General features: G+C 64.0%; 27 protein-coding genes and 6 tRNA genes. 14 read left to right on the top strand and 19 right to left on the bottom strand.

Annotated features, from left to right (window positions below; all coding sequences use genetic code 11):
- Positions 1–242 precede the first annotated feature (242 nt).
- Genes O0K41_RS07240 through O0K41_RS07230 form a run of 3 tightly spaced genes read left to right on the top strand, consistent with a single transcriptional unit; the run spans position 243 to position 2,723 of the window.
- Positions 243–986: a cysteine hydrolase gene (locus O0K41_RS07240; protein WP_164221383.1), complete on the top strand. Its 744-nt coding sequence runs from the start codon at positions 243–245 to the stop codon at positions 984–986.
- A 53-nt stretch (positions 987–1,039) separates the two neighbouring features.
- Entirely contained in the window at positions 1,040–1,948 is a 909-nt protein-coding gene (locus tag O0K41_RS07235) for a LysR family transcriptional regulator (protein ID WP_049449907.1), read from the top strand.
- Between the two features lie 25 nt (positions 1,949–1,973).
- A complete protein-coding gene (locus tag O0K41_RS07230; RefSeq protein ID WP_099605475.1) occupies positions 1,974–2,723 on the top strand; it encodes a sulfite exporter TauE/SafE family protein in 750 nt (249 codons plus the stop codon).
- Positions 2,724–2,783: 60 nt separating this feature from the next.
- Here O0K41_RS07230 and O0K41_RS07225 read toward each other — a convergent pair whose 3' ends face one another.
- The gene (locus tag O0K41_RS07225; RefSeq protein WP_164221381.1) at positions 2,784–3,542 is read right to left on the bottom strand and encodes a Bax inhibitor-1/YccA family protein; all 759 of its coding nucleotides are present in this window, start codon (positions 3,540–3,542) and stop codon (positions 2,784–2,786) included.
- A 180-nt stretch (positions 3,543–3,722) separates the two neighbouring features.
- Between O0K41_RS07225 and O0K41_RS07220 the strand changes: the two genes are divergently transcribed.
- The 8 genes from O0K41_RS07220 to O0K41_RS07185 all read left to right on the top strand — a co-directional run bounded on the left by O0K41_RS07220 (position 3,723) and on the right by O0K41_RS07185 (position 6,265).
- Positions 3,723–3,799: transfer RNA gene (locus O0K41_RS07220), tRNA-Pro, on the top strand.
- A 39-nt stretch (positions 3,800–3,838) separates the two neighbouring features.
- A tRNA-Arg gene (locus tag O0K41_RS07215) sits at positions 3,839–3,915 on the top strand.
- A gap of 143 nt (positions 3,916–4,058) precedes the next feature.
- Positions 4,059–4,796: a BPL-N domain-containing protein gene (locus O0K41_RS07210; RefSeq protein WP_149500750.1), complete on the top strand. Its 738-nt coding sequence runs from the start codon at positions 4,059–4,061 to the stop codon at positions 4,794–4,796.
- 193 nt (positions 4,797–4,989) lie between these two features.
- Positions 4,990–5,066 (top strand) — tRNA-His (locus O0K41_RS07205).
- A gap of 78 nt (positions 5,067–5,144) precedes the next feature.
- Positions 5,145–5,220, top strand: a tRNA-Lys gene (locus O0K41_RS07200).
- A 197-nt stretch (positions 5,221–5,417) separates the two neighbouring features.
- Positions 5,418–5,493, top strand: a tRNA-Lys gene (locus O0K41_RS07195).
- A gap of 246 nt (positions 5,494–5,739) precedes the next feature.
- Positions 5,740–6,039, top strand: coding sequence for a hypothetical protein (locus tag O0K41_RS07190; protein WP_049433212.1), 300 nt, complete (start codon positions 5,740–5,742; stop codon positions 6,037–6,039).
- 139 nt (positions 6,040–6,178) lie between these two features.
- Positions 6,179–6,265: transfer RNA gene (locus O0K41_RS07185), tRNA-Leu, on the top strand.
- A 59-nt stretch (positions 6,266–6,324) separates the two neighbouring features.
- Here the strand turns inward: O0K41_RS07185 and O0K41_RS07180 are convergent.
- The 11 genes from O0K41_RS07180 to O0K41_RS07130 form a co-directional block, all read right to left on the bottom strand.
- Positions 6,325–7,569, bottom strand: coding sequence for a site-specific integrase (locus O0K41_RS07180; RefSeq protein ID WP_049417433.1), 1,245 nt, complete (start codon positions 7,567–7,569; stop codon positions 6,325–6,327).
- A 66-nt stretch (positions 7,570–7,635) separates the two neighbouring features.
- A complete protein-coding gene (locus O0K41_RS07175; RefSeq protein WP_005412378.1) occupies positions 7,636–8,010 on the bottom strand; it encodes a hypothetical protein in 375 nt (124 codons plus the stop codon).
- Positions 8,011–8,749: 739 nt separating this feature from the next.
- A complete protein-coding gene (locus O0K41_RS07170; RefSeq protein WP_005412379.1) occupies positions 8,750–8,890 on the bottom strand; it encodes a hypothetical protein in 141 nt (46 codons plus the stop codon).
- Positions 8,891–9,131: 241 nt separating this feature from the next.
- Positions 9,132–9,752, bottom strand: coding sequence for an antirestriction protein ArdA (locus O0K41_RS07165; RefSeq protein ID WP_032961789.1), 621 nt, complete (start codon positions 9,750–9,752; stop codon positions 9,132–9,134).
- A 63-nt stretch (positions 9,753–9,815) separates the two neighbouring features.
- On the bottom strand, positions 9,816–10,076 hold the full coding sequence (locus O0K41_RS07160; protein ID WP_032961791.1) for a hypothetical protein: 261 nt from the start codon (positions 10,074–10,076) through the stop codon (positions 9,816–9,818).
- Entirely contained in the window at positions 10,073–10,255 is a 183-nt protein-coding gene (locus O0K41_RS07155; RefSeq protein ID WP_032961794.1) for a hypothetical protein, read from the bottom strand. Before O0K41_RS07155 ends, O0K41_RS07160 begins: the two co-directional genes overlap by 4 nt.
- The gene (locus O0K41_RS07150) at positions 10,252–10,692 is read right to left on the bottom strand and encodes a hypothetical protein (RefSeq protein WP_005412383.1); all 441 of its coding nucleotides are present in this window, start codon (positions 10,690–10,692) and stop codon (positions 10,252–10,254) included. Before O0K41_RS07150 ends, O0K41_RS07155 begins: the two co-directional genes overlap by 4 nt.
- Positions 10,692–11,015 carry a hypothetical protein gene (locus O0K41_RS07145; RefSeq protein WP_005412384.1) on the bottom strand — a complete coding sequence of 108 codons (324 nt, stop codon included), beginning with the start codon at positions 11,013–11,015 and terminating at the stop codon, positions 10,692–10,694. Before O0K41_RS07145 ends, O0K41_RS07150 begins: the two co-directional genes overlap by 1 nt.
- A gap of 52 nt (positions 11,016–11,067) precedes the next feature.
- A complete protein-coding gene (locus tag O0K41_RS07140) occupies positions 11,068–11,667 on the bottom strand; it encodes a hypothetical protein (protein WP_005412385.1) in 600 nt (199 codons plus the stop codon).
- A gap of 64 nt (positions 11,668–11,731) precedes the next feature.
- Entirely contained in the window at positions 11,732–11,902 is a 171-nt protein-coding gene (locus tag O0K41_RS07135) for a hypothetical protein (RefSeq protein ID WP_004154558.1), read from the bottom strand.
- A 68-nt stretch (positions 11,903–11,970) separates the two neighbouring features.
- A complete protein-coding gene (locus O0K41_RS07130; protein WP_154267699.1) occupies positions 11,971–12,132 on the bottom strand; it encodes a hypothetical protein in 162 nt (53 codons plus the stop codon).
- Positions 12,133–13,207: 1,075 nt separating this feature from the next.
- Here O0K41_RS07130 and O0K41_RS07125 point away from each other — a divergent pair.
- From O0K41_RS07125 to O0K41_RS07115, 3 genes are all read left to right on the top strand, one after another.
- Positions 13,208–13,537, top strand: coding sequence for a hypothetical protein (locus O0K41_RS07125; RefSeq protein ID WP_032961796.1), 330 nt, complete (start codon positions 13,208–13,210; stop codon positions 13,535–13,537).
- A 215-nt stretch (positions 13,538–13,752) separates the two neighbouring features.
- Positions 13,753–14,085 carry a hypothetical protein gene (locus tag O0K41_RS07120; RefSeq protein ID WP_043033726.1) on the top strand — a complete coding sequence of 111 codons (333 nt, stop codon included), beginning with the start codon at positions 13,753–13,755 and terminating at the stop codon, positions 14,083–14,085.
- Positions 14,086–14,188: 103 nt separating this feature from the next.
- Positions 14,189–14,575, top strand: a complete 387-nt coding sequence (locus O0K41_RS07115; RefSeq protein WP_005409127.1) for a response regulator — start codon at positions 14,189–14,191, stop codon at positions 14,573–14,575.
- A gap of 21 nt (positions 14,576–14,596) precedes the next feature.
- On the opposite strand, the gene O0K41_RS07110 is transcribed toward O0K41_RS07115, so the two are convergent.
- From O0K41_RS07110 to O0K41_RS07080, 7 genes are read right to left on the bottom strand one after another with little or no spacing between them, the layout of a single operon-like run.
- Positions 14,597–15,049, bottom strand: coding sequence for a hypothetical protein (locus O0K41_RS07110; RefSeq protein ID WP_005412387.1), 453 nt, complete (start codon positions 15,047–15,049; stop codon positions 14,597–14,599).
- Entirely contained in the window at positions 15,046–15,354 is a 309-nt protein-coding gene (locus O0K41_RS07105) for a hypothetical protein (protein ID WP_005412388.1), read from the bottom strand. Before O0K41_RS07105 ends, O0K41_RS07110 begins: the two co-directional genes overlap by 4 nt.
- A 9-nt stretch (positions 15,355–15,363) precedes the next feature.
- Positions 15,364–15,861 carry a hypothetical protein gene (locus O0K41_RS07100; RefSeq protein WP_065426719.1) on the bottom strand — a complete coding sequence of 166 codons (498 nt, stop codon included), beginning with the start codon at positions 15,859–15,861 and terminating at the stop codon, positions 15,364–15,366.
- The gene (locus O0K41_RS07095; protein WP_005412390.1) at positions 15,858–16,049 is read right to left on the bottom strand and encodes an LPXTG cell wall anchor domain-containing protein; all 192 of its coding nucleotides are present in this window, start codon (positions 16,047–16,049) and stop codon (positions 15,858–15,860) included. The genes O0K41_RS07100 and O0K41_RS07095 overlap by 4 nt, the downstream gene beginning before the upstream one ends.
- Positions 16,050–16,057: 8 nt before the next feature.
- The gene (terL, locus tag O0K41_RS07090) at positions 16,058–17,722 is read right to left on the bottom strand and encodes a phage terminase large subunit (RefSeq protein ID WP_032961836.1); all 1,665 of its coding nucleotides are present in this window, start codon (positions 17,720–17,722) and stop codon (positions 16,058–16,060) included.
- Between the two features lie 8 nt (positions 17,723–17,730).
- Positions 17,731–17,955: a hypothetical protein gene (locus O0K41_RS07085; protein WP_005412392.1), complete on the bottom strand. Its 225-nt coding sequence runs from the start codon at positions 17,953–17,955 to the stop codon at positions 17,731–17,733.
- A 17-nt stretch (positions 17,956–17,972) separates the two neighbouring features.
- Positions 17,973–18,242: a hypothetical protein gene (locus O0K41_RS07080; protein ID WP_005412393.1), complete on the bottom strand. Its 270-nt coding sequence runs from the start codon at positions 18,240–18,242 to the stop codon at positions 17,973–17,975.
- Positions 18,243–18,245 lie beyond the last annotated feature (3 nt).

Here is an 18,245-nt window from a genome sequence, read left to right as displayed (position 1 = left end):
GCCGGTCGACCTCGGTTGGATCCACAGCGGGGCGCCTTCGGGCGCCCCGTTGCGTTGTGGGCTGACTCGTAGATCCACGCCATGCGTGGATGGCGTGGCTTTGGTCCGCAGCCACCCATGGGGTGGCTCTACAGGGGGTTGTCTGTGCGCATCTCGCACAGATCATGTGCTGTTGCACGGCTGGTTCGTGCGCCATCCGCTCCTCATCCTGTGCCCACTTTCCACTGCACAGGCGTCGCTCCATGAATCTCACCACCTTCGGCCTGGCCGGCTTGATCGGCATGGCCACCACCGTGCCGGTCACTGCTGCCGAGCCGGCCCATCCCACCATCCGCCATATGGCGGGCGCGCCGGTCGCGGCCTCGCTGGATGCGGCGAAGACCGCCGTGCTGGTGATCGACTTCCAGAACGAGTACTTCGATGCCAAGGCCGCACAGGGCTATGCCGGTGGCCGCATGGTCATTCCCGATGGCGTGGCCGCACTGCGCCAGGCCAAGCGGGTGGTCGAGTTCGCCGATGCCCACGGCATCCGCGTGATCCATGTGCAGCACGTGTTGCCGGCCGGCGCACCGCTGTTCGCGCAGGGCAGCGTCAATGCCGCTTTCCATCGCGATCTGCAGCCGCGCAAGGGTGAGACCGTGGTGCAGAAGGACAACGTCAGCGTGTTCGCTGGGAACTCGGCCTCGGTGCTCGACACGGTGCTGAAGGATGCCGGTATCGACACGCTGATCGTCACCGGCCTGCAGACCCATGCCTGTGTGGTCGGTGCTGCGCGCGACGCGGCGGCGGCTCCGCGCGGCTACCGGGTGATCGTATCGTCCGATGCCAGCGCCAGCCGCGACCTGGACCTGGCCGGTGGCCAGCGCATCGCTCATCGCGCGCTGCATGACGCCTCGCTGGCGCAGATCGAAGACGCCTTCGGTGATGTCATGAGCACCGACGCGATCCTGGCGCTGCCGGTGCGCAAGGCCAGCGACGGCGCTTGATAAGCTGGTGGGGCCCGCATGCCGTGGGCCCCGCCACGTGGAGCCACTTGCCGATGGATCACTTCGCCGCCCTGCGTGCGCTGCGCGCCATCGTTGACGCGGGCAGTTTCACCGCGGCCGCTGAACGCCTGGGGACCACCCACTCGGCGATGTCACGGCAGCTGCGGCAGCTGGAAGAGCATCTGCAGGTGCGGTTGCTCGATCGCAACAGCCGCAGGCTGTCATTGACCGAGGCCGGGCGCGACTACTACCGCGAGGCGGCAACGCTGCTGGACCGCCTGCAGGAGGCGGACGACCGTGCCCGCGCCGGGCAGGCGCAACCCAGTGGCAGCGTACGCATCAGCGTGCCGCAGGTCGTGGCCAGCCAGGAGTTGCCGCATTGGTTGCCGTCGTTCCTGCAGCGTTACCCGCACGTCTCGTTGGATCTGTCGGCCGATGATCAGCTGGTCGATGTCGTCGGTGGTGCGTTTGACCTGGCCCTGCGCATCGCGCATGCGTTGCCGGACAGCCAGCTGGTCGCACGTGAACTGGCCAGCTGCCCTCGCATCCTGGTGGCCGCGCCAGCCTACCTGGCGCGTCATGGCCTGCCGCGTCAGGCATCGGATCTCGCGCAGCACACGCTGCTGGGCTTCAGTCCCACGCCGTCAATGCCGCCCTGGCAGTTGCAGGGGCCGCGCGGTGCCAGTGCGAGCGTCGAGGCCGGGCAACGCCTGCGGGTGGATGCGACGCCGGCGTTGTACGCCGCCGCGTTGGCTGGCATGGGCATCAGCCTGTTCACCGCACTGACGGTGCAGGAAGACCTACGCGCCGGTCGTTTGATCCGTGTGCTGCCGGCCTGGCACGCCGGACAGCGGCACTACTTCGCGCTGTATCCGCATGCACGTGCGCTGGCGCCGAAAGTGCGTGCGCTGGTCGAGCACCTTGCGGCGCACTACGCTGCACAGGTGGGCGCGGCAGGGTAGTCGCGCGGTTGCAGCCGAGGTGGTGATGGAGTCGGTGTATCTGCTGGTCGCACTGGGCGCGATCGTCGCCGGATTCGTGCAGGGTCTGTCGGGCTTCGCCTTTGGCATGGTGGCGATGTCGTTCTGGGCATGGGGGCTGGAGCCGCGACTGGCGGCCACGCTGTCGGTGTTCGGCGCGCTGGTCGGCCAGCTGGTCGCGGTGTTCACCGTGCGCCGCGGTTTCAACCTGCGCCTGCTGCTGCCGTTCGTGCTGGGTGGGTTGGCCGGCGTCCCGCTGGGCGTGATGGTGCTGCCGCAGCTGGACATGGACTGGTTCAAGGCGCTTTTGGGCGGCTTCCTGGCGTTGTGGTGCCCGGTGATGCTGATGGCGCGCTCGTTGCCTCCGGTCCGCGTTGGCGGCCGTATCGGTGATGCGATTGCTGGCATGGCCGGTGGCGTGCTCAGCGGCATCGGCGGCTTCGCCGGGCCGGTGCCGACGTTGTGGAGCACGCTGCGCGGCTTCGGCAAGCACGAGCAGCGCGCGGTCATCCAGAACTTCAATCTGGCCATGCTGGCGGTGACCATGGCCACCTATGTCGGCAGTGGCCTGGTGAGCCGGCAGATGCTCCCGTACTTCGCCATCGTGGCGCCAGCCATGCTGGTGCCGACCCTGCTGGGCGCGCGCGTCTACATCGGCATCAGCGAGCTGCGCTTCAGGCAGGTCGTACTGGGCCTGCTGACCGCATCAGGCATTGCGTTGCTGGCTTCGTCGCTGCCGACGCTGCTGGCGCGCTGAGGGAGGAACGAAAAAGGGCGCCACGAGAGGCGCCCTTTGTCGTCTATGGCATGTTCCGACTCAGCGCTGCTGGATCTTCGACAGCAGGCGCAGGAACTCCACATACAGCCAGACCAGGGTCACCATCAGGCCGAATGCGCCATACCACTCCATGTACTTCGGCGCGCGCTGGGCCACGCCGGTCTCGATGAAGTCGAAGTCCAGTACAAGGTTCAATGCGGCCACGACCACCACGAACAGGCTGAAAGCGATGGCCAGCCAGCTGGAGTCATGGATCACCGGCACGTTGATGTTGAAAAAGCCCAGCACGAACGATGCCAGGTAGAGCAGGGCGATGCCGCCGGTGGCGGCGACCACGCCCATCTTGAAGTTCTCGGTGGCCTTGATCACGCCGCTGCGGTACGCGACCAGCAGGGCGGCCAGGGTGCCGAAGGTCAGCAGTACGGCCTGGAACACGATACCCGGGTATTTCATGTTGAACAGCGCCGACACGGCGCCCAGGAACAGGCCTTCGACCAGCGCGTACATCGGCGCGGTGACCGGCGACCATTCCTTCTTGAAGATGGTGATCAATGCCAGCACCAGGCCGCCGATCGCGCCACCGATGGCGTACAGGCTCGCGCTGCCGGAAATCTGGCCGTACTCGTCGACCGCCTGGCTCCAGGCGAACGCCGCGGTCAGCACGGTCAACAACAGCAGGATGCCGGTCTTGTTGGCGGTGCCGTTGAGGGTCATCACCTGGTCGGGGCTGGTCACCACCGAGCCGCTGGCGAGGTCGAGGAAGGTCGACTCGGAAAGAGCCGGGTTGCCGCTGCGCATGCGTGTTCTCCGTGCGGATGAGGGGCTGGACGGCCATCCGGCCGATGACCGGGAGCATAGCCGATGGCTGCACGTGGTGCCGTGCCAGGCGTCGGGTTCGAGTCGCCCGCGTTGACAGTTCATGATGCGCTTGGCCACAATGACCAGCTCCCCGGGCCTGGCCCGAGGGGATTGCAAGACCGGGGTATAGCGCAGTCTGGTAGCGCGCCTGCTTTGGGAGCAGGATGTCGGGGGTTCGAATCCCTCTACCCCGACCAATCCCACATCACGTCGGATTGGACACCGTTCCGGTCCGGGCGCCCGTAGCTCAACTGGATAGAGCACCGGCCTTCTAAGCCGGCGGTTACAGGTTCGATTCCTGTCGGGCGCGCCATTTCACCCATCTCCTGCAGGTCCTGTTGTTACCGGCCTCTGCCTGGTCCTGCGCTGTGTTGGCGCGCATTCAATCTGGTCCGTCGTGGCCGAGGCATAGTCGGCCTGCCCCATGCCGGGGTGACTGCGCTGAGCCATCCCTTGATGAACACCGTTGCGCGATCGCGCTGTCTGCTGCTGGCGATGGGCCTGGGGCTTGCCGTGCAGGCGTCCGCCAACGCCCCCGTGATTGCGGTCTACCGCGGCGAGGCCGGTTGCCCAGGGTGTTCGGCGGCCGTCGAACAGGCCATCCATCGTTCGCGTCCGGACTATCACGTGGTATTCGTCGGCCCGGGCGAGGCCGTCGATGTCGATTCGCTGGCCACGTCGCGCTACCGGGCCTATGTGCAGCCGGGGGGCGGGCAGGACATCGACGCCGCGATGGCGGCGGTGGGCGAAGAGGGGGTGGCAGTCATCCGTCGTTTCGTCGATGCAGGCGGAACCTACATCGGCCTATGCATGGGGGCCTACCTGGCCGGTGCATCGCATCTGGGCCTGCTGGCGCAGGACCTGGACGCCGAGGCCGGCAGGCCGGGATTCCCGGTACAGGATGAAGACGATGCCGTGATTCCCGTCGTCTGGGACGGGCGTCGCCAGACGGTGTACTTCCAGGACGGTCCCTACCTGCCCAAGGCGCCACGCGACCAAGGGTTCAAGGTGATTTCCCGCTACACCAATGGCGACATTGCGGCTGCGTCGTATCGCCACGGGAAGGGCAGGGTGGTGCTGTCGGGACCCCATCCGGAAGCGCCGACGCAGTGGTTCAAGATGGCGGAAATCCCGCTTTCGCAGATGCCGTCGGCCGATCTGTTCAAGTCACTGCTGGATGAGGATCGGCGCTGAGGCGGGCGCGTGCGCAGCGCGACGCGGGCCGGAATGGCGACCGGCACATCAATGTTAAGAAATGCTTGCAATTCCTTCGCGACTCCCGGAAAATGCCGGACTCGCTTCAGGGGACGGCCTTCTGGTCCCACCCGGTCGCAACGCATCAGGTTCCACTGCTGGCAGCATCGGCAGGGGAGCAGAAGTTTCAGTGGTGGCTGTAGCTCAGTTGGTTAGAGTACCGGATTGTGATTCCGGTGGTCGGGGGTTCGAATCCCCTCAGCCACCCCACTGTTTCAACCGTATCGGCGCGCCGGAGCGGTATTGCAATAAACAGAATGCACGCTACAATGTGCGTCTGAGTTTCACGGGCCGTTAGCTCAGTTGGTAGAGCAGTTGACTCTTAATCAATAGGTCCAAGGTTCGAATCCTTGACGGCCCACCAAGACAGAAGCCACCTGGTACGCCAGGTGGCTTTTTTCTTATAAGTGTGAGCCCGTCATTTCGATGGATCACGCGCTGAAGCGCTCCGCCTGGCGGGGCTCTGCAGCGGCAACGGGACTGCAGCGCTGGTTTCAACGATGTTGAAAAAAGTGCTTGCACCCACCGAGCGGATCGGGTCATAATTCGCGCCCCGATTTCGGGCTGTTAGCTCAGTTGGTAGAGCAGTTGACTCTTAATCAATAGGTCCAAGGTTCGAATCCTTGACAGCCCACCAGACGAAAGCCACTTGGTTCGCCAAGTGGCTTTTTTCTTGCCTGTTTGCCGGGTTGCGCTTCATCCACGCATGGCGTGGATCTACTGAAGCGGCGCATGGCGCGGATCTACTGAAGCGGTGCTGAAACCAGGGGCATGTGCGTCATCAGTGTTCTCAATGCTGTGCGCTGCTTCTCACCGCATTGCCTCTTTCATCGCACCCAATGGATCTTCCGCGCCGAGGGCGCATGTAAGAAGGAAGAAGCTGATGACCGATATCAACCGACTGTGCCGGATGGCGTGGGTTCCTTTCGCGTTGCTGGCGCTGATGGCCTGCGCACCTGGCAGTGACCCGGCGAAGACGGTCGAGCGCGATGCGGGCACCGGGGCCGTTCCGGCGCGCCCGATCGCCGGAGTCGCGCAGCCGGCATCGCTGGCGGAGGGTGGGGCCGCCAGCGAGGCTGTGGACCTGCGTCGCACCGATGATGGTGGCGTGGACATCCGCAAGGTGGATGCGGCTGGGCAGGGCGCTGACGCATCTGCGCCCCCTGCCGCGGCGAAACACTGAGTGGCTGCCGTCCCGAACGGTCGCCTGACTTTCGGGACGGCCTTTGGCGCGGACGATGTGCCCGCCTGTCATGTTCAGTTTTGTGCAGGCCTTCCGATTCCAGCCGGCGCCTGCGACAATGAACGCCTGTGCCGGCCACGCGAAAGTGGCGGAATTGGTAGACGCCCTGGATTTAGGTTCCAGTGAGGGTGACCTCGTGCGGGTTCGAGTCCCGCCTTTCGCACCATCTGGCCGAGCACAGATTGCCTAAGTGATTGAAAAATAAGCTGGCGACGGTCAGTTGTCCTATTGGATTCCCGCTTTGGCAATTGATCCCTGTCTCGGAACGTCACCTGTTCCGTTCGAGGCGGCTGGGAGGCGGAACTGCTCCAGTGCAGACATGCCTTGGAGCGATTGCTCGGCCAGTACCTTCGCGTAGACCGCTGAGGTGGTCTGGATGTCGCGGTGTCCGAGCCACTCCTGCACGAGCTTGATGTTGCCGGTCGCCAGCAGCAGCCGAGTGGCGCACGTATGGCGGAGCGCATGCGGTACGCACTCCTTCTCGGAAGCGAGATGTGTCCCCTTGATGGCCCATTGCCACAGCCGGTCGGCGCGCGTGCGATTGAGCATCGTGAAGGGGCCGTCCGATGTGGCCGCCAGGGCGTCCTTGCGCCGCTGTAGAACCTCGGCGACACGGGCGGTGCAGGGTAGGGTGCGGGGACGCCCCTTCTTGAGCGTAGCGTGCCGCCAGAAGCGGACGTGGAGCCTTCCGCCCTGATCGACTACTTCGGACCACCGGATGCCGATGGCCTGGCTCATGCGGCAGCCCAGGTCGGCGAGGCACACGAACAGGTCGCGGTAGTCCGCCCCGTCGCGCACCCGTGGGTGCCCTCCGGCAGGGCCGTTCGGGAGCGTGTCCCACTCCAGCAGCCGCGCCAGGATCAATTCCTCGTCCTCAACGTTCAGGACGAACGTGCGTGCGTTGTCCCTCTCGTCGGCCAAGCTGTACTCGGGCAGCTCTCCCAAGAACCGGCCGGCCTTCCTCTCGCGTTTCAGTAGGGCAAGGAGGCACTGCATCTTGCGGTTCACGGTGGCGGGAGCCGCCTTGTCGGCGAGCATGCGCTGCGCCATGTCGTTGACCGCGGCCTGCGTGATGTCGTTGATGGGCGTTTCCTCGCCCAGGTAGCTCTGGACCACCTTGCAGTTGGTACGCACGGTGTCGATGGACCGGAGCTTGCCCCAAAAGTTGCGGTCGTCCAGCGCGTCGTCCATCGCGTCCTTGAGGGTGCGCTGGCGGACCTTGGCCTTCGCCACGGCCATCTGCACCGACCGGGACTTGCCCCGAATCAGCTCCCGCAGCGCGTCCTCTGCAATCTCGGGGTCGTCGCGCAGGGCGTCGAGGACCGCCTGCTCCTTGCGCTCGGCTGCCACGCGGTCGCGGGTGCCGGTGGACAAGCGCACGCGCCGGTATCCCTCCTGCACGTCGAGCATGTAGTAGCGCTTATCGGGCGCACCCGGCTTGGGCGCGGTCCCTTTGAGGCGAAGGGCCATGTGTATCTCCAGAAATGAAAAAGGCCCGCACTAGGCGGGCCTCGGGGCACAACGGGGTGTTGGGGGTTAGGCGGCTGCGACGCGCGCCGTCACCTTGCGGTTGACACGTTCTGCGAGCGAAGCCAGCCAGTGCAGCGCCTTGGTCGTCGGGAAGATCAGGTTGCGCTTACGGTAGGCGGGATCAGGGCGCTGCTCTAGGAAGTCAGGCCCCGGCTCGCGGTTACGCTTGATAGACGACAGGTCGAGCACATTGCGGCTCACTGCGGAGGGAGAGAGTCCGCCGAGGACGCGCTCAAGGTCCACCTGCTGAATGCCCGGCTCGTCCACAACGGCGAGTAGGGTGAGGATGCGGGTGGCGGTGATGTCCTCGTCGATCTCTTCCCGGAAGGCTGACAGTGCGGTTGTGAGAATGGCCGTCAGTTCTTTCTGCGAGAGATTCATGGTGCGCTCATTTTCCGTAAGGGGATGGTTCCCCCTTGGGAAACCATCAGGGTCTATCTTGGAGCCGCAATGTAAGGATTACAAGGCCCAAGCCAATGTTGATGGCATTCTTGCCAATTTTGTCCATCCAGAAACCACGCTGCCAAGGCGTGGGGGAGGGGTCGATTCCGATCTCATATCCAAAGGCTTTCACGAACAGGTCCAGGTACTTCTGCCCTGCGAAGGGGCCGTCCTGTCCCCTGCTCACGGCGTTGTAATGCGCCGCCACCCCCGGCTGCGCTCCACAAAAAGGTCTTACGTTTCAGTGTTTTAAGAACGGTAGTGCCAGCATCGCCGCCAGGGTCACAATGGCCCCGACCACGGATGCAAAAAACAGTCCTTGCCCTACGCGGACTACCGCGCTGGCTATTGTCCGTCTCACCGTACTCATAGACTGAGAACGCCCCCCTGGTCGTCTGCGGATGCGCAGCCCGACAGCATGACGCTGCCGTCGGGCAGACTACAGGCCACAATGATGGCGCGTCCGTAGGAATCAAGTACCACGGGAGAGATTGATCCCGACTGGTGCAGTGAAGTCATGGCCGCGGGGTCTCCGTTGGGGCCGCGGGTGGGACCGGATACGACACCCGCCAGCCACAGTCCTCGGGGACGACCGAGAACTGGACGCGCTCGTTGAGTAGGCCGAGCATCGCGCGGAGAGCGCCGCGCTTCTCGTTATGGTCGAAATTGATGGTCCGAATCATTCGGGCACCTCGTAGGTCCGTTCATGCAGGACCAAAACCTCCCGCTCGAATACCAAGAACGGGCCGAACTGGTGGACGCGGAGGGCCACGTTGACGATCACCAGGGTCGAGTTTGCGGTGAAATCTGCGTTACGCATATGTAAGTCTCCTGTTATGCAAGTGCTACAAATGGAACAATGAGTGCCAAATATCGAGATTGGCCTTATGATTAGGGCTGAAGGGCGTGATCGCCACTCCCGACCCCAAGGACCGTTCGATGATTGACCCCCGCGTAGAAGTCGCCATTACGGCCCTTCACCTAGTCGTATGGGTGTGGACTAGCTCGGTGCCGGCGCATCGCACATACCTGTATTGGCGCAGGGTCTTGCGGAAGCGGCGTTAGCGGCTCCAGAAGTAGAAGCCGCTCACCTCAAACGCGTCACCGTTGAGCCGAATGTCGCGGCCATAGCTCTCGTAGTCGAAGTAGCGGGAGAGGGCGTCGGGCACGCCGTGGAGAAGCCCCGATTCGTCCACATAGTTCTCGGCAAAGTCGGCCCAGCTATCGAACTGGCCCACGTAGGCTTCGTGGAACTGCTCCACGGTCACATCGTCGAGGCCCTCGTGGTCGCAGAAGGCCGTGTAGGCAGCGCGTTCGGTGTCGTTGTGCAACTCGTCCAGCCGCTCTTGCAATGCGCACAGCTTGTCCAGGTCGGGGTGCTCGCCCCAGGTATCCCCGAACACGTCGTCGTAGTCGTGGACGGCCCACTCCTCGGCGCTGGCGACCTTGCCGCTTCCGCCACACGCCGTGCATTCCGCCCCGCCGAATACTCGGGGGACGTATGTGGTTCCAGTACCGCCGCAATCCGGGCAATCAACGGTCACGTTCGGGTGCGGCGACTCGCGCAGGATGCGGGCAATCTCATCGCGCACGTCGTCGGCGTCGCGTCCCTCCAAGTCGATCCACTCGCCGTGCAGGACGCCAGCGTTATATGAGGCAAGGCAGGCAACGTAGATTTGCATGGTGTGCTCCAGAAATGCGAAGGCCCGCACTAGGCGGGCCTCGGGATCAGGGGTGGTTATCGGTCAGTGCGCCCAATCGGGCTTGACGTTCAGCAGGTAGGCGGCGGCCACTGCGCGGGCGGTGTCCTCGTCGGCCACGTCGGCAATCCACCACCAGCGGTCCTTACCGGCCCAGCGGTAGACGCCCCAAAACTGCGCGGCCATCGGTGCGCAAGGCTCGACGCTCCCGTCGAACTCTTGGCGGGGACCGTAGGAGACCGATCGGTCGCCCAGGGTGACCAGCTTGTCACCGGCAGGTACAGCCAGCTCGTTGTCATTGCTCATTGCGACAGGCCCTTTGCGTGTTCGATGGCGCGATCCAGTGCGCCGGGGATGTTGTGAAAAATGCCGTGGCGTGTCGAGTGGGTGAGGCCGATTTTGTAGACCTCAAAATGGTTCGGCCCCTTGCGCAGCACCCATGCCTTTTCGGTCTCGAACAAGATGTCCTCCTCGCGGTAGCTCATCGCGCGGCTCCCATGCCCTCGGCGATCCATGCGCGGGCCTGCTGCTCGGCGCGGGCCACGCCATCGGCGGTCTCGTGGTTGATGCCGTTCCTCGACAGCCACCCGCCCAGCGGGTCGGCGATGTCGTAGGCCCAAACGCCGCTCCACTGCTCGCCGACCTCCTGCCAGAGGCGGTGCAGCATGCGCGCCACCTCGACAAGAAATTCGGAGTCCTCAATGCCCAGCGGCGCGGTGCTCATCGGCTCGGGCCACGTCCACCCGCTCGCCAGCTGCGCGAGGTCGATGGGGTCGAAGTCGGTATCCCTGATTGCGCGGTTGACCACGGTGGCGAACTCCTCGGCTTGCTGCGGCGTCATCGCGGTCGCCGCCAGTTGTTCGTGATAGCGCCCCGGCTGTGCCAGGAACACGTTGCGGGTTCCGTAGGTGCGCAGTTCCATCACAGCACCCCCAGCCCGCGCAGCACCGGCATCACCAGCGCGTTGGTCTCGTCGTTGTCGCTCCAGTCGCTCGCGGCGTCGTCCCCGTTCTCCCAAATCAGGAGCACAAACCCCGCCTTTGTTGCGTCCGGGCGGTAGAACCGCAGGTGATCGTGGTCGGTAGAGGCGAGGGCCTCCAACACTTCTTGCCGGTCGCGGCTGTGCCGCACCGTGGTTTCTTCGCCGTCGTAGACGCCGAGCGAGTAACCAGCGGCGAGGGCGGCATCCACCAGCGCCACGGCTATGCGCTTCGCGCTCTCGGGGGCGTAGTTGTCGAGGTTCATGGCTTTCTCCGGGCAACAAAAAAGCCGCCTTGCGGCGGCTGATGGGTTCGGGTTAAGCGCGGAGCGCGTCGCTGCACAGGGCTTCCGGGTATGACGAGTCGCGCATTGGCATGACGATCAAAGACGCGCACCTGATGCTCGGATCGGTGATGCCGCCAATACCGAACATGGCCGCCACGTCGCCGCCAGTCACCGGAATCAGTGAAGTGGCCTTGCCGCCGAATGCCTTGCAAATTACACCGGCCGCCTTCACTACGCCTTCGAGGACGGCAGGCGCGAATCCGGACAGCTTGAGTTCGTTCGGCTTGGACACCGCAGCACGCCAGTCCGGGTAGGTTCCATCAACGGCAGCAAACTCAATGGCCTGGCCTCCGCGCTCCGCCTTGAACCGGCTGGCATCGCCCACGGCGCTGAAATAGACATCGCCCTTCATCTTGGCGACCAGCTCGCACGCATTGCGCGGCACGATGATCTTGCCAATGTCCCACGGCAGGCTGGTACGCACCACAAGCATGCGGTGGCCGTCTGTAGCAACGATGATCGCACCATCGGCGTGCGACTCAATCAGCACGCCATTCAAGTAGAAGCGAACGTCATTCTTGGGGGCCACATGCAGAGCGGCGGCGATCAGGGCGGAAGGAATTTTGTTCATAGCTTTCTCCGGGCAACAAAAAAGCCGCCTTGCGGCGGCTTCGGGGGATTGGGGTAGGGCGCTGTTAGAGGAACAGCTTGGTCAGCGTGACGATGCCAGCCACAAAGGCCGTGGCGACCACCAGCGGATACCACCGGGTCTCCATCATCAGCTTGTCGCTCTCGCGGTTGATCTTGCGAATCTCAGCGGTGAGCTTGCGCACTTGCAAGTCCTCCAGTGGTCCATTGGTGCTCATGGTAGCTCCAAAAAAGACCCGCCGTCACACGTCGGCGGGGTGTGGAAAACCGGGTTGACGAAAGGGGATCAGATGACAACGGGGGATGGACAAGGCGCAACTTGGGTGCGGTTCTTGTGTGCCTGGCGCTCCCGCTCGTTGAGTCGGGCGCGGTGCTCGCGGATGCCGCGGCGGATGCAACCGGCCACGTAGTAGTCGCGGGCGGTCATATCAAACGGGATCATCGTCATGGGTTGCTCTCCAGTGAATCGGACCACCAAAACGCCCCATCACAACGGTAGGGGCGCTTTGGCGGTCAGACTCATGCTCGTAAGGCATGGAATCTGACCGTCGCCAGCTTCCGGGAGCGCCTCCAGCTCGCCTAGGAATCCCGTACAGATGGCCCCGCTCTTTCTGGCGGTGACCCGGTATCCGTGGCGGCCTTCATCGGCCCTTACACTTCCCGGCGCGGCTAGTGTTCCCAGCTCCCCGCGTTCTGCCGTGGGCGGCGCTCCTGCCTGCCCCTTTCCTACTGTCCCGACCGCACCCTGCGGCCGTTGTTCGATGGTGGGCATTATGCCCTTTTGCTCCCGGTTTGTCAATCACTCCCGGTAGGGGGATGGTTGAGCCGGACGTTACCTGCGGTGCGCTTAGGGGCCTTTGGGGCTAGTCCTCAGTGCTGGCGGGATAAGCTCTAGGTGCTGTCGATCCATCGGTCGCACGTCTGTCGCCGCCTTTTCCGCTGCCGCCGTGTTGCTGGCGACGGGTATAGATTAGATCAATCCCCGCATGGCTGTCAATACCCCGATGGCAACGATTTTGGATGGTCGCAGGGAGCGCCTAGCGCGCGCGTGGGGAGCTTCTATAGGCGGGGCGGTAGGGGTGCCCGTGGCGGGCCTTGCGTGGGCCGTGGTGGCGCATTGGCTGGCCGTGGTGGGCGGCAGGTGGGCATAGGCCGGGCAGGGTGTGCCGAGGTGGTCGGCAGGTGTGCCGAGGTGGTGCCGAGGTGGGCGCGTGGCGGTCAGGGCAAAAAGACAGATAGGGACAGACAGGGGCGCGAACGTTTGAGCGCGGATGTCCGCAGGTTGCCCAGGTATCGCATGGGATTGCCTAGGCACTGGATACCTAATCCGGTGGTTCACCTTTGGAATCAGTAGGTTAGCCGAGGTGGTGACGCCGCAGGTGACGCGAAGGGGGCGCATCGTGCCTTACGCTACAGGGGGCGACCCCCTACGGGGGGTGATCGCGCCGTTCCAAGTAGTTGGATACTCCTTCGGAAATTTGCCGCAAACCTTTCGACCACCTCTGTCACTTCGAGGAGACGTTATGTACGCCCGCCGATACACGATAAGAACCGCTACCGCGATCACCGTCCTGGCCTTAGTGCTCGCAGGACTCCCTGCCGCGTACTTTCAGACCGGCGTAAGGAGCGCTGAGGAGTTGCGTTCCTGGAACGAGCAGATCATCGAGAACGACGCCTCGCCGCAGGTGTTGGTTGATGAGGCGGTGCGGACGTTTGACGCCGCGACGAATGACCTCATCAGCAACCGCAATTCCCGCAACCTGTTTCTCCAGCTCGCTTTGGGCATCCCGGCGCTCGCTTGGATTGGTGCGGGCGTGGTGCTATGGGTCATCAAGGATGGGACGGAGGTCTAGTCCGCCGCAGTGGCACCCAAGGAGGACAGAGGAACACCCCAGGAGTGCATAGGAGAACTGTAGCTCTACTTGATGGTGAATACCAATGAATAGAACTCTATAGTCCTGCTAGAGTAATACTTAGGTCTTACTATGATAGCACCCTTGTCAAGCCCTCCCAGTGCTCCGTGGTCGAATAAACTTAGCGGTTGGCATAGACATTACAACGAGCATCTATGGCATCGCTCAATACCCTCCTCATTCGCTTGGCGGCGCTGGTCACTGTCCTCTCGCTGGTCTGTGCTGGAGTGCCCGCCGCATATCAGCACGCGAAGCTTCGAGCAGCACGGGAGCTGGTCGAACGTACCCGCGAGGTCATAAACGATGACACGACCTCGTACAGCGTGGTGGCCGATGCGGTGCCAATTCTGGATTCTGCACTGACTGAGGCCGCGCAGCACGAGCACATGAGAGGCCTACTCGTGGAATTCACGATTGGCGTCCCGCTGATCGTTTGGTTTGTCGTCTTGGCTGTAATGTGGTGGTTCAAGGATGAAGAATTGGCGTGATAGCTGAACTGTTCACTTTCAGGTAGAGTCGTTTCCTGTCTTTTAACTGGCCGTCGTGTACGGTACGAACCGTTTGGGGAACGTAGGCGTGGGAGAACGCGCGATGGCTACGGATGCATACAGCCAGGGTCGGCTCGGCTCGTTGTTGGTCATGGAAGATGATCCTGACCTCTCAGGGATGTTGAAGGAAATCCTGGCGATGCAGGGTTACGAGGTCGATGTGGTCGCCTCCGCTGCCGATGCATTCGACCGCATAGAGGCGAAAGCATTTCACGCGGCGATCTTAGACATCCAGACGCAGGACGGAGCATCAATGTCCGTCGCCGATTACCTGCTGTCGCACCGAATTCCCTACATGTTCGCGTCCGGGGTGCCGAACCCGCAGCTCCCTGACGCTCACCAGTGGGCGACCTTTCTCCCGAAGCCGTACCGCATCAAAGAACTCATGAGCGCCCTTGATAGGACTCGCCAAATCGGCATTCCTGTTTAGGCGCGTCCATGCGCCAGTAGTTCAGGTCCGGCGTTTTAGGAAACGCTTTGTAACCGTGTCGTAGGTCTGCACCGGAGGACCGCTGTAGAGGTCCGTCGAGCAGGCCATGAGGACTGCTTCGGTCGCGTTGTGGCCTGCCTTCATGGCGGCCAGGGCAATCGCACCACCACTACCGGCGACGAGGAAGTCGCGCCGGAGGTCGAGAGGGAGACCGTCGTGGTAGAAGGCCACCGGGTTGTCCCGCAGGCCGACCACGAGGATCGTGTACTCGCCCTTGGTCAGTTCGTCGAATCCCTCCGACAGCTCGCGCACGGCTCGCTGGATGTGGGAAGTGGTGCCCGCGCCGAACACCACCAGGTCGCGCCCGGTGGTGTCGGTGGTGCGGTAGAACTTCTCCTCCTCGTACCGCAGATCACCAGCGGTGACCTGCGAGTCGATAGCAACGAGCCGGCCGTCAAAGGCCAGCGTGGTCACTGCTTGATGTGCTCCCGCCAGTAGCTCGGGGTGAACGCAGCCCACTCGATGTCGTTCACGTCATCCCACAGGCGCTCCGCGGCATTCCGCAGGTGCTCCCACAGGCCGCCGAGGACGACGTAGGGCAGCGCCAGGAACACGACGACGAACAGCCAGCCGGTGTAGGTGCGACGGGAGGTCTCGCGCAGGCGCTCCAGGAGCCACTGCGAGGCGAGGGCAATGCGTAGCGCTACGTACCCCTTAGCGCGCTCGTAGGCGCGCACCAGGCGCTCGCTGGCGCGGTTGTAGATGGTCTTGAAGTTCATGGGTTCCGGTTAGGTGTTGCGGATGGTTGCCAGGGCCTTCGCGTAGAGCGCGTCCCAGGTGTCACGGTGCGGCTTGCCCGGCCGCCAGTTGCGGACGTAGTAGTCCCATGCGGCCTGGGGGTTACCCAGGGCGGGCAGCGGACGCGGATCGGTGAACAGCAGCAGGCGAGCGAACGCACAGGCGAGCACGTCGTCGGAGGCGAGCGCCTCGTTGACCGCAGCGGTCGAGGGACGCTCCAGACGCGCGGAGACGAGCTGTGAGGCGCGTGCGGAGGTCGCCGGGTGACGGAGTACACCTGCGGTGCCGCCGCCCGCCTCGAACTGCCAGAAGCCGCGTGCGGGGCCTTTGATCTGCCTGCGGTGCTCGAAGCGAGATTCCTGGAGACCAATGGCGAGCAGCATGACCTTCGCTTCGGGAGTGAAGGCCACGCCGGGGAGCAGCCGGGCCGCCGCGGGGATCAGGTTGTCCCTGACCTCCACGAGGCTCGGCAGCTTTGCGTCGGTCATACCGGCGCGTAGGGGTTCGACTGGCCGCCCTGGGTGTGGCAGCAGGGAGCGTGGTTGCAGTCGCACGGCGTTACCGGCGCGGGTGCGCTCGGGCCGTCGTTGTCGTCGTCGTTCTTGCGGCGCAGGAACAGGTACAGCAGGCCAGCGGCGGCGAGCGCCATCAGCCACGCAGCGAGCGTGTTGGACATTGGGTCTCCTACAGGATGTCGAGGTAGTTGTCGGGTGACGGCATGCGGCCGGTCACGGACTGGATGAAGGAGGCGTACTCGCGGTCGAGCAGCTCCTCCAGGTAGCGCTGCTCCTCCTTGGACACGTCTCGGGAGAGCTGGTCGGCCCAATACTTCACGGCCATCGCCAGCGCTTCGAGGCGGTCGTCGTGGCGCAGTGCGCCGCGGTCGCGCGTGATGCGCGTCAGCTGGTAGCACAGCTGGTACTTCTGTTCGGACTTCTGATCGGCGCGGATGATCGAGGCATCGACCACCAGGCGGTGCTGGTTCAGCACCGGCTCCAGCACGTCGATGATTCGGTTCTCCTTCGAGGTGCCGTAGTGCTTCACCTCCTCGATGGAGCACGGGTACACGCGCGCCAGGACGCCGGAGAGCATCTTGGCGAACATGCCGTCACCGAAGTTCGCCTCAATGAGGACTGCGGAGACCTTCTCGGCGCGCGCGATGTGCGCCAGGGTCTCCAGCGTGTCGTCGTCGTAGCCGCCCTTGGTCGCACCAGCGCGGCGCGCGTAGAGCATGCCGCGAAGCATGCCGACGACCGCGTAGCCGGTTTCGTCGCCACCTCGGCCCGAGGGGTCGATGGCGAGTACCTTGCCGGTGAACTCCTCCATTTCCGAGGCGAGGTACATGGGCCGGTACAGGCGGTCGCCAGTGAAGCCCACGGACGGGATGTCGCTGACGATGTACTCCGGGCCGCTGCTGTAGACCACGCGGATCGGAGCGACCTCGCGGTCCACGTCCATCACGATCAGGTCGGACAGCTTGAGCGGGTACTTCTCGGCGTCGGACAGCGACGCATCGAGCATGAACTGGAGCATGAAGCCGGAGCGTCCGTAGGACGCCTCGCGCTCCATCAAGTCCTCATCGGAGAAGCGGACGCTCTCGCAGTTCTTCCAGGCGAGCTTGGGGTTCGCGTCGAACGCATCGGCGATCATCGGCGCGAGGCGGTCGCCGTACACCTGACGGTGCTTGGTGTCCTTCGGGTAGCGCGCAGGCCAGATGCGGATGACGTAGCCGCGCTCGGGCAGCTTGTTGTAGAGCGACTCCTCGGTCTGCGGAGTGCCGAGGTAGATGATCTCGCCGCCAGGCTTGAGCACCGCGTCGAACTCCTTGACCAGCTCGGCGAGCTTCTCGCGCTGCACGACGGTCATGGAGTTCTTTGGGACTTCGATGTCGTCCGCGATGATGGTGTCGGCGCGGGAGCCGGTGAGCTGGCCGTTGATGCCGACCGACTTCACCGAGGGCGACTGATCGGGCTGCGCGGGACCGACATCGAACGCCAGGTTCGAGTTGCGCTGGTCAGGACGCGGGCGCAGGTGTTGCAGCTCAGGCAGGGTTTCGATCAGGCGCTTGACGAACACCGAGAACGCATCGGCGCGTTCCTTCGATGCCGAGACCACCATGATCTTGTGCTGGGGGTCTTTCCAGAGGAGCCAGCAGACGTAGGCGGCCGTCACCCAGGACTTGCCGACGCCGCGGTACGCCATGATGACGCGACGGCGCGGGCCGGTTTTCAGGAACTCGCAGATGTCGTACTGGATCGGAGTGGGGCTTGGTAGCCCCAGCTCCTTCCAGACGTACCAGGCGAAGTTGCGGAAGTCCTCGAAAGGGTGACGAACGTGGAGGCTCGTCATGCCCTCCATCAGTTCAGCCGCCCATCCTCAGCGGGATCGAACGGGAACTCGGACACCTTGTCGGCCAGCTTGCCCAGCGGTGAGCCGGGCGGCGTGGCCGCAACGTCGATGCCGTTGTCCTTGAGAAACTGCCGGGCCACGTTGAGGATCGAGGCCAGGCCCTTCGCGTCCGACTCCATCGAGTCGATGGTGTCGGCGAGCTTGTCAGCGACTGCGGCGTGCAGTCGCTCCAAGGCATCCTTGGGGGCGGTCACTTGTTGACGACGCGGTTCAGTACGGTCTCCAGCGCGGACGTGCCGAGCGACGCCAGGATGCACGCGAGCGCGACCTGGGCGACGAAGGAGACGCCGGGGATGAAAATGACGATGGCACCAGCGGCAAGGCCGGTAGCGCCAGAGAGGATTGCGCGGCCGAGCGCCTGCTTCCAGGTGATCGGATCGTTCGACGTGAGCATCTTTGCGATGCCCACGATGAGGCCGACGCCCGCGAGAGCGCCGACCAGCTTCACTTCATCGTGCATTAG

Source organism: Stenotrophomonas sp. Sm2128, assembly GCF_030985535.1.
Taxonomy (GTDB): domain Bacteria; phylum Pseudomonadota; class Gammaproteobacteria; order Xanthomonadales; family Xanthomonadaceae; genus Stenotrophomonas; species Stenotrophomonas maltophilia.
This window is presented reverse-complemented; position numbering and strand designations above follow the sequence as displayed.

Coding starts and splice junctions, on each gene's coding strand:
- O0K41_RS07145 (WP_005412384.1), bottom strand. CDS start 11,015: ATGAACCTCGACAACTACGCCCCCGAGAGCGCGAAGCGCATAGCCGTG.
- O0K41_RS07180 (WP_049417433.1), bottom strand. CDS start 7,569: ATGGCCCTTCGCCTCAAAGGGACCGCGCCCAAGCCGGGTGCGCCCGAT.
- O0K41_RS07230 (WP_099605475.1), top strand. CDS start 1,974: ATGGAGTCGGTGTATCTGCTGGTCGCACTGGGCGCGATCGTCGCCGGA.
- terL (WP_032961836.1), bottom strand. CDS start 17,722: ATGACGAGCCTCCACGTTCGTCACCCTTTCGAGGACTTCCGCAACTTC.
- O0K41_RS07170 (WP_005412379.1), bottom strand. CDS start 8,890: ATGCGTAACGCAGATTTCACCGCAAACTCGACCCTGGTGATCGTCAAC.
- O0K41_RS07210 (WP_149500750.1), top strand. CDS start 4,059: ATGAACACCGTTGCGCGATCGCGCTGTCTGCTGCTGGCGATGGGCCTG.
- O0K41_RS07130 (WP_154267699.1), bottom strand. CDS start 12,132: ATGACGATGATCCCGTTTGATATGACCGCCCGCGACTACTACGTGGCC.
- O0K41_RS07160 (WP_032961791.1), bottom strand. CDS start 10,076: ATGAGCAATGACAACGAGCTGGCTGTACCTGCCGGTGACAAGCTGGTC.
- O0K41_RS07125 (WP_032961796.1), top strand. CDS start 13,208: ATGTACGCCCGCCGATACACGATAAGAACCGCTACCGCGATCACCGTC.
- O0K41_RS07100 (WP_065426719.1), bottom strand. CDS start 15,861: ATGACCGACGCAAAGCTGCCGAGCCTCGTGGAGGTCAGGGACAACCTG.
- O0K41_RS07150 (WP_005412383.1), bottom strand. CDS start 10,692: ATGGAACTGCGCACCTACGGAACCCGCAACGTGTTCCTGGCACAGCCG.
- O0K41_RS07240 (WP_164221383.1), top strand. CDS start 243: ATGAATCTCACCACCTTCGGCCTGGCCGGCTTGATCGGCATGGCCACC.
- O0K41_RS07225 (WP_164221381.1), bottom strand. CDS start 3,542: ATGCGCAGCGGCAACCCGGCTCTTTCCGAGTCGACCTTCCTCGACCTC.
- O0K41_RS07105 (WP_005412388.1), bottom strand. CDS start 15,354: ATGAACTTCAAGACCATCTACAACCGCGCCAGCGAGCGCCTGGTGCGC.
- O0K41_RS07115 (WP_005409127.1), top strand. CDS start 14,189: ATGGCTACGGATGCATACAGCCAGGGTCGGCTCGGCTCGTTGTTGGTC.
- O0K41_RS07140 (WP_005412385.1), bottom strand. CDS start 11,667: ATGAACAAAATTCCTTCCGCCCTGATCGCCGCCGCTCTGCATGTGGCC.
- O0K41_RS07190 (WP_049433212.1), top strand. CDS start 5,740: ATGACCGATATCAACCGACTGTGCCGGATGGCGTGGGTTCCTTTCGCG.
- O0K41_RS07080 (WP_005412393.1), bottom strand. CDS start 18,242: ATGCACGATGAAGTGAAGCTGGTCGGCGCTCTCGCGGGCGTCGGCCTC.
- O0K41_RS07155 (WP_032961794.1), bottom strand. CDS start 10,255: ATGAGCTACCGCGAGGAGGACATCTTGTTCGAGACCGAAAAGGCATGG.
- O0K41_RS07175 (WP_005412378.1), bottom strand. CDS start 8,010: ATGAATCTCTCGCAGAAAGAACTGACGGCCATTCTCACAACCGCACTG.
- O0K41_RS07165 (WP_032961789.1), bottom strand. CDS start 9,752: ATGCAAATCTACGTTGCCTGCCTTGCCTCATATAACGCTGGCGTCCTG.
- O0K41_RS07120 (WP_043033726.1), top strand. CDS start 13,753: ATGGCATCGCTCAATACCCTCCTCATTCGCTTGGCGGCGCTGGTCACT.
- O0K41_RS07235 (WP_049449907.1), top strand. CDS start 1,040: ATGGATCACTTCGCCGCCCTGCGTGCGCTGCGCGCCATCGTTGACGCG.
- O0K41_RS07095 (WP_005412390.1), bottom strand. CDS start 16,049: ATGTCCAACACGCTCGCTGCGTGGCTGATGGCGCTCGCCGCCGCTGGC.
- O0K41_RS07135 (WP_004154558.1), bottom strand. CDS start 11,902: ATGAGCACCAATGGACCACTGGAGGACTTGCAAGTGCGCAAGCTCACC.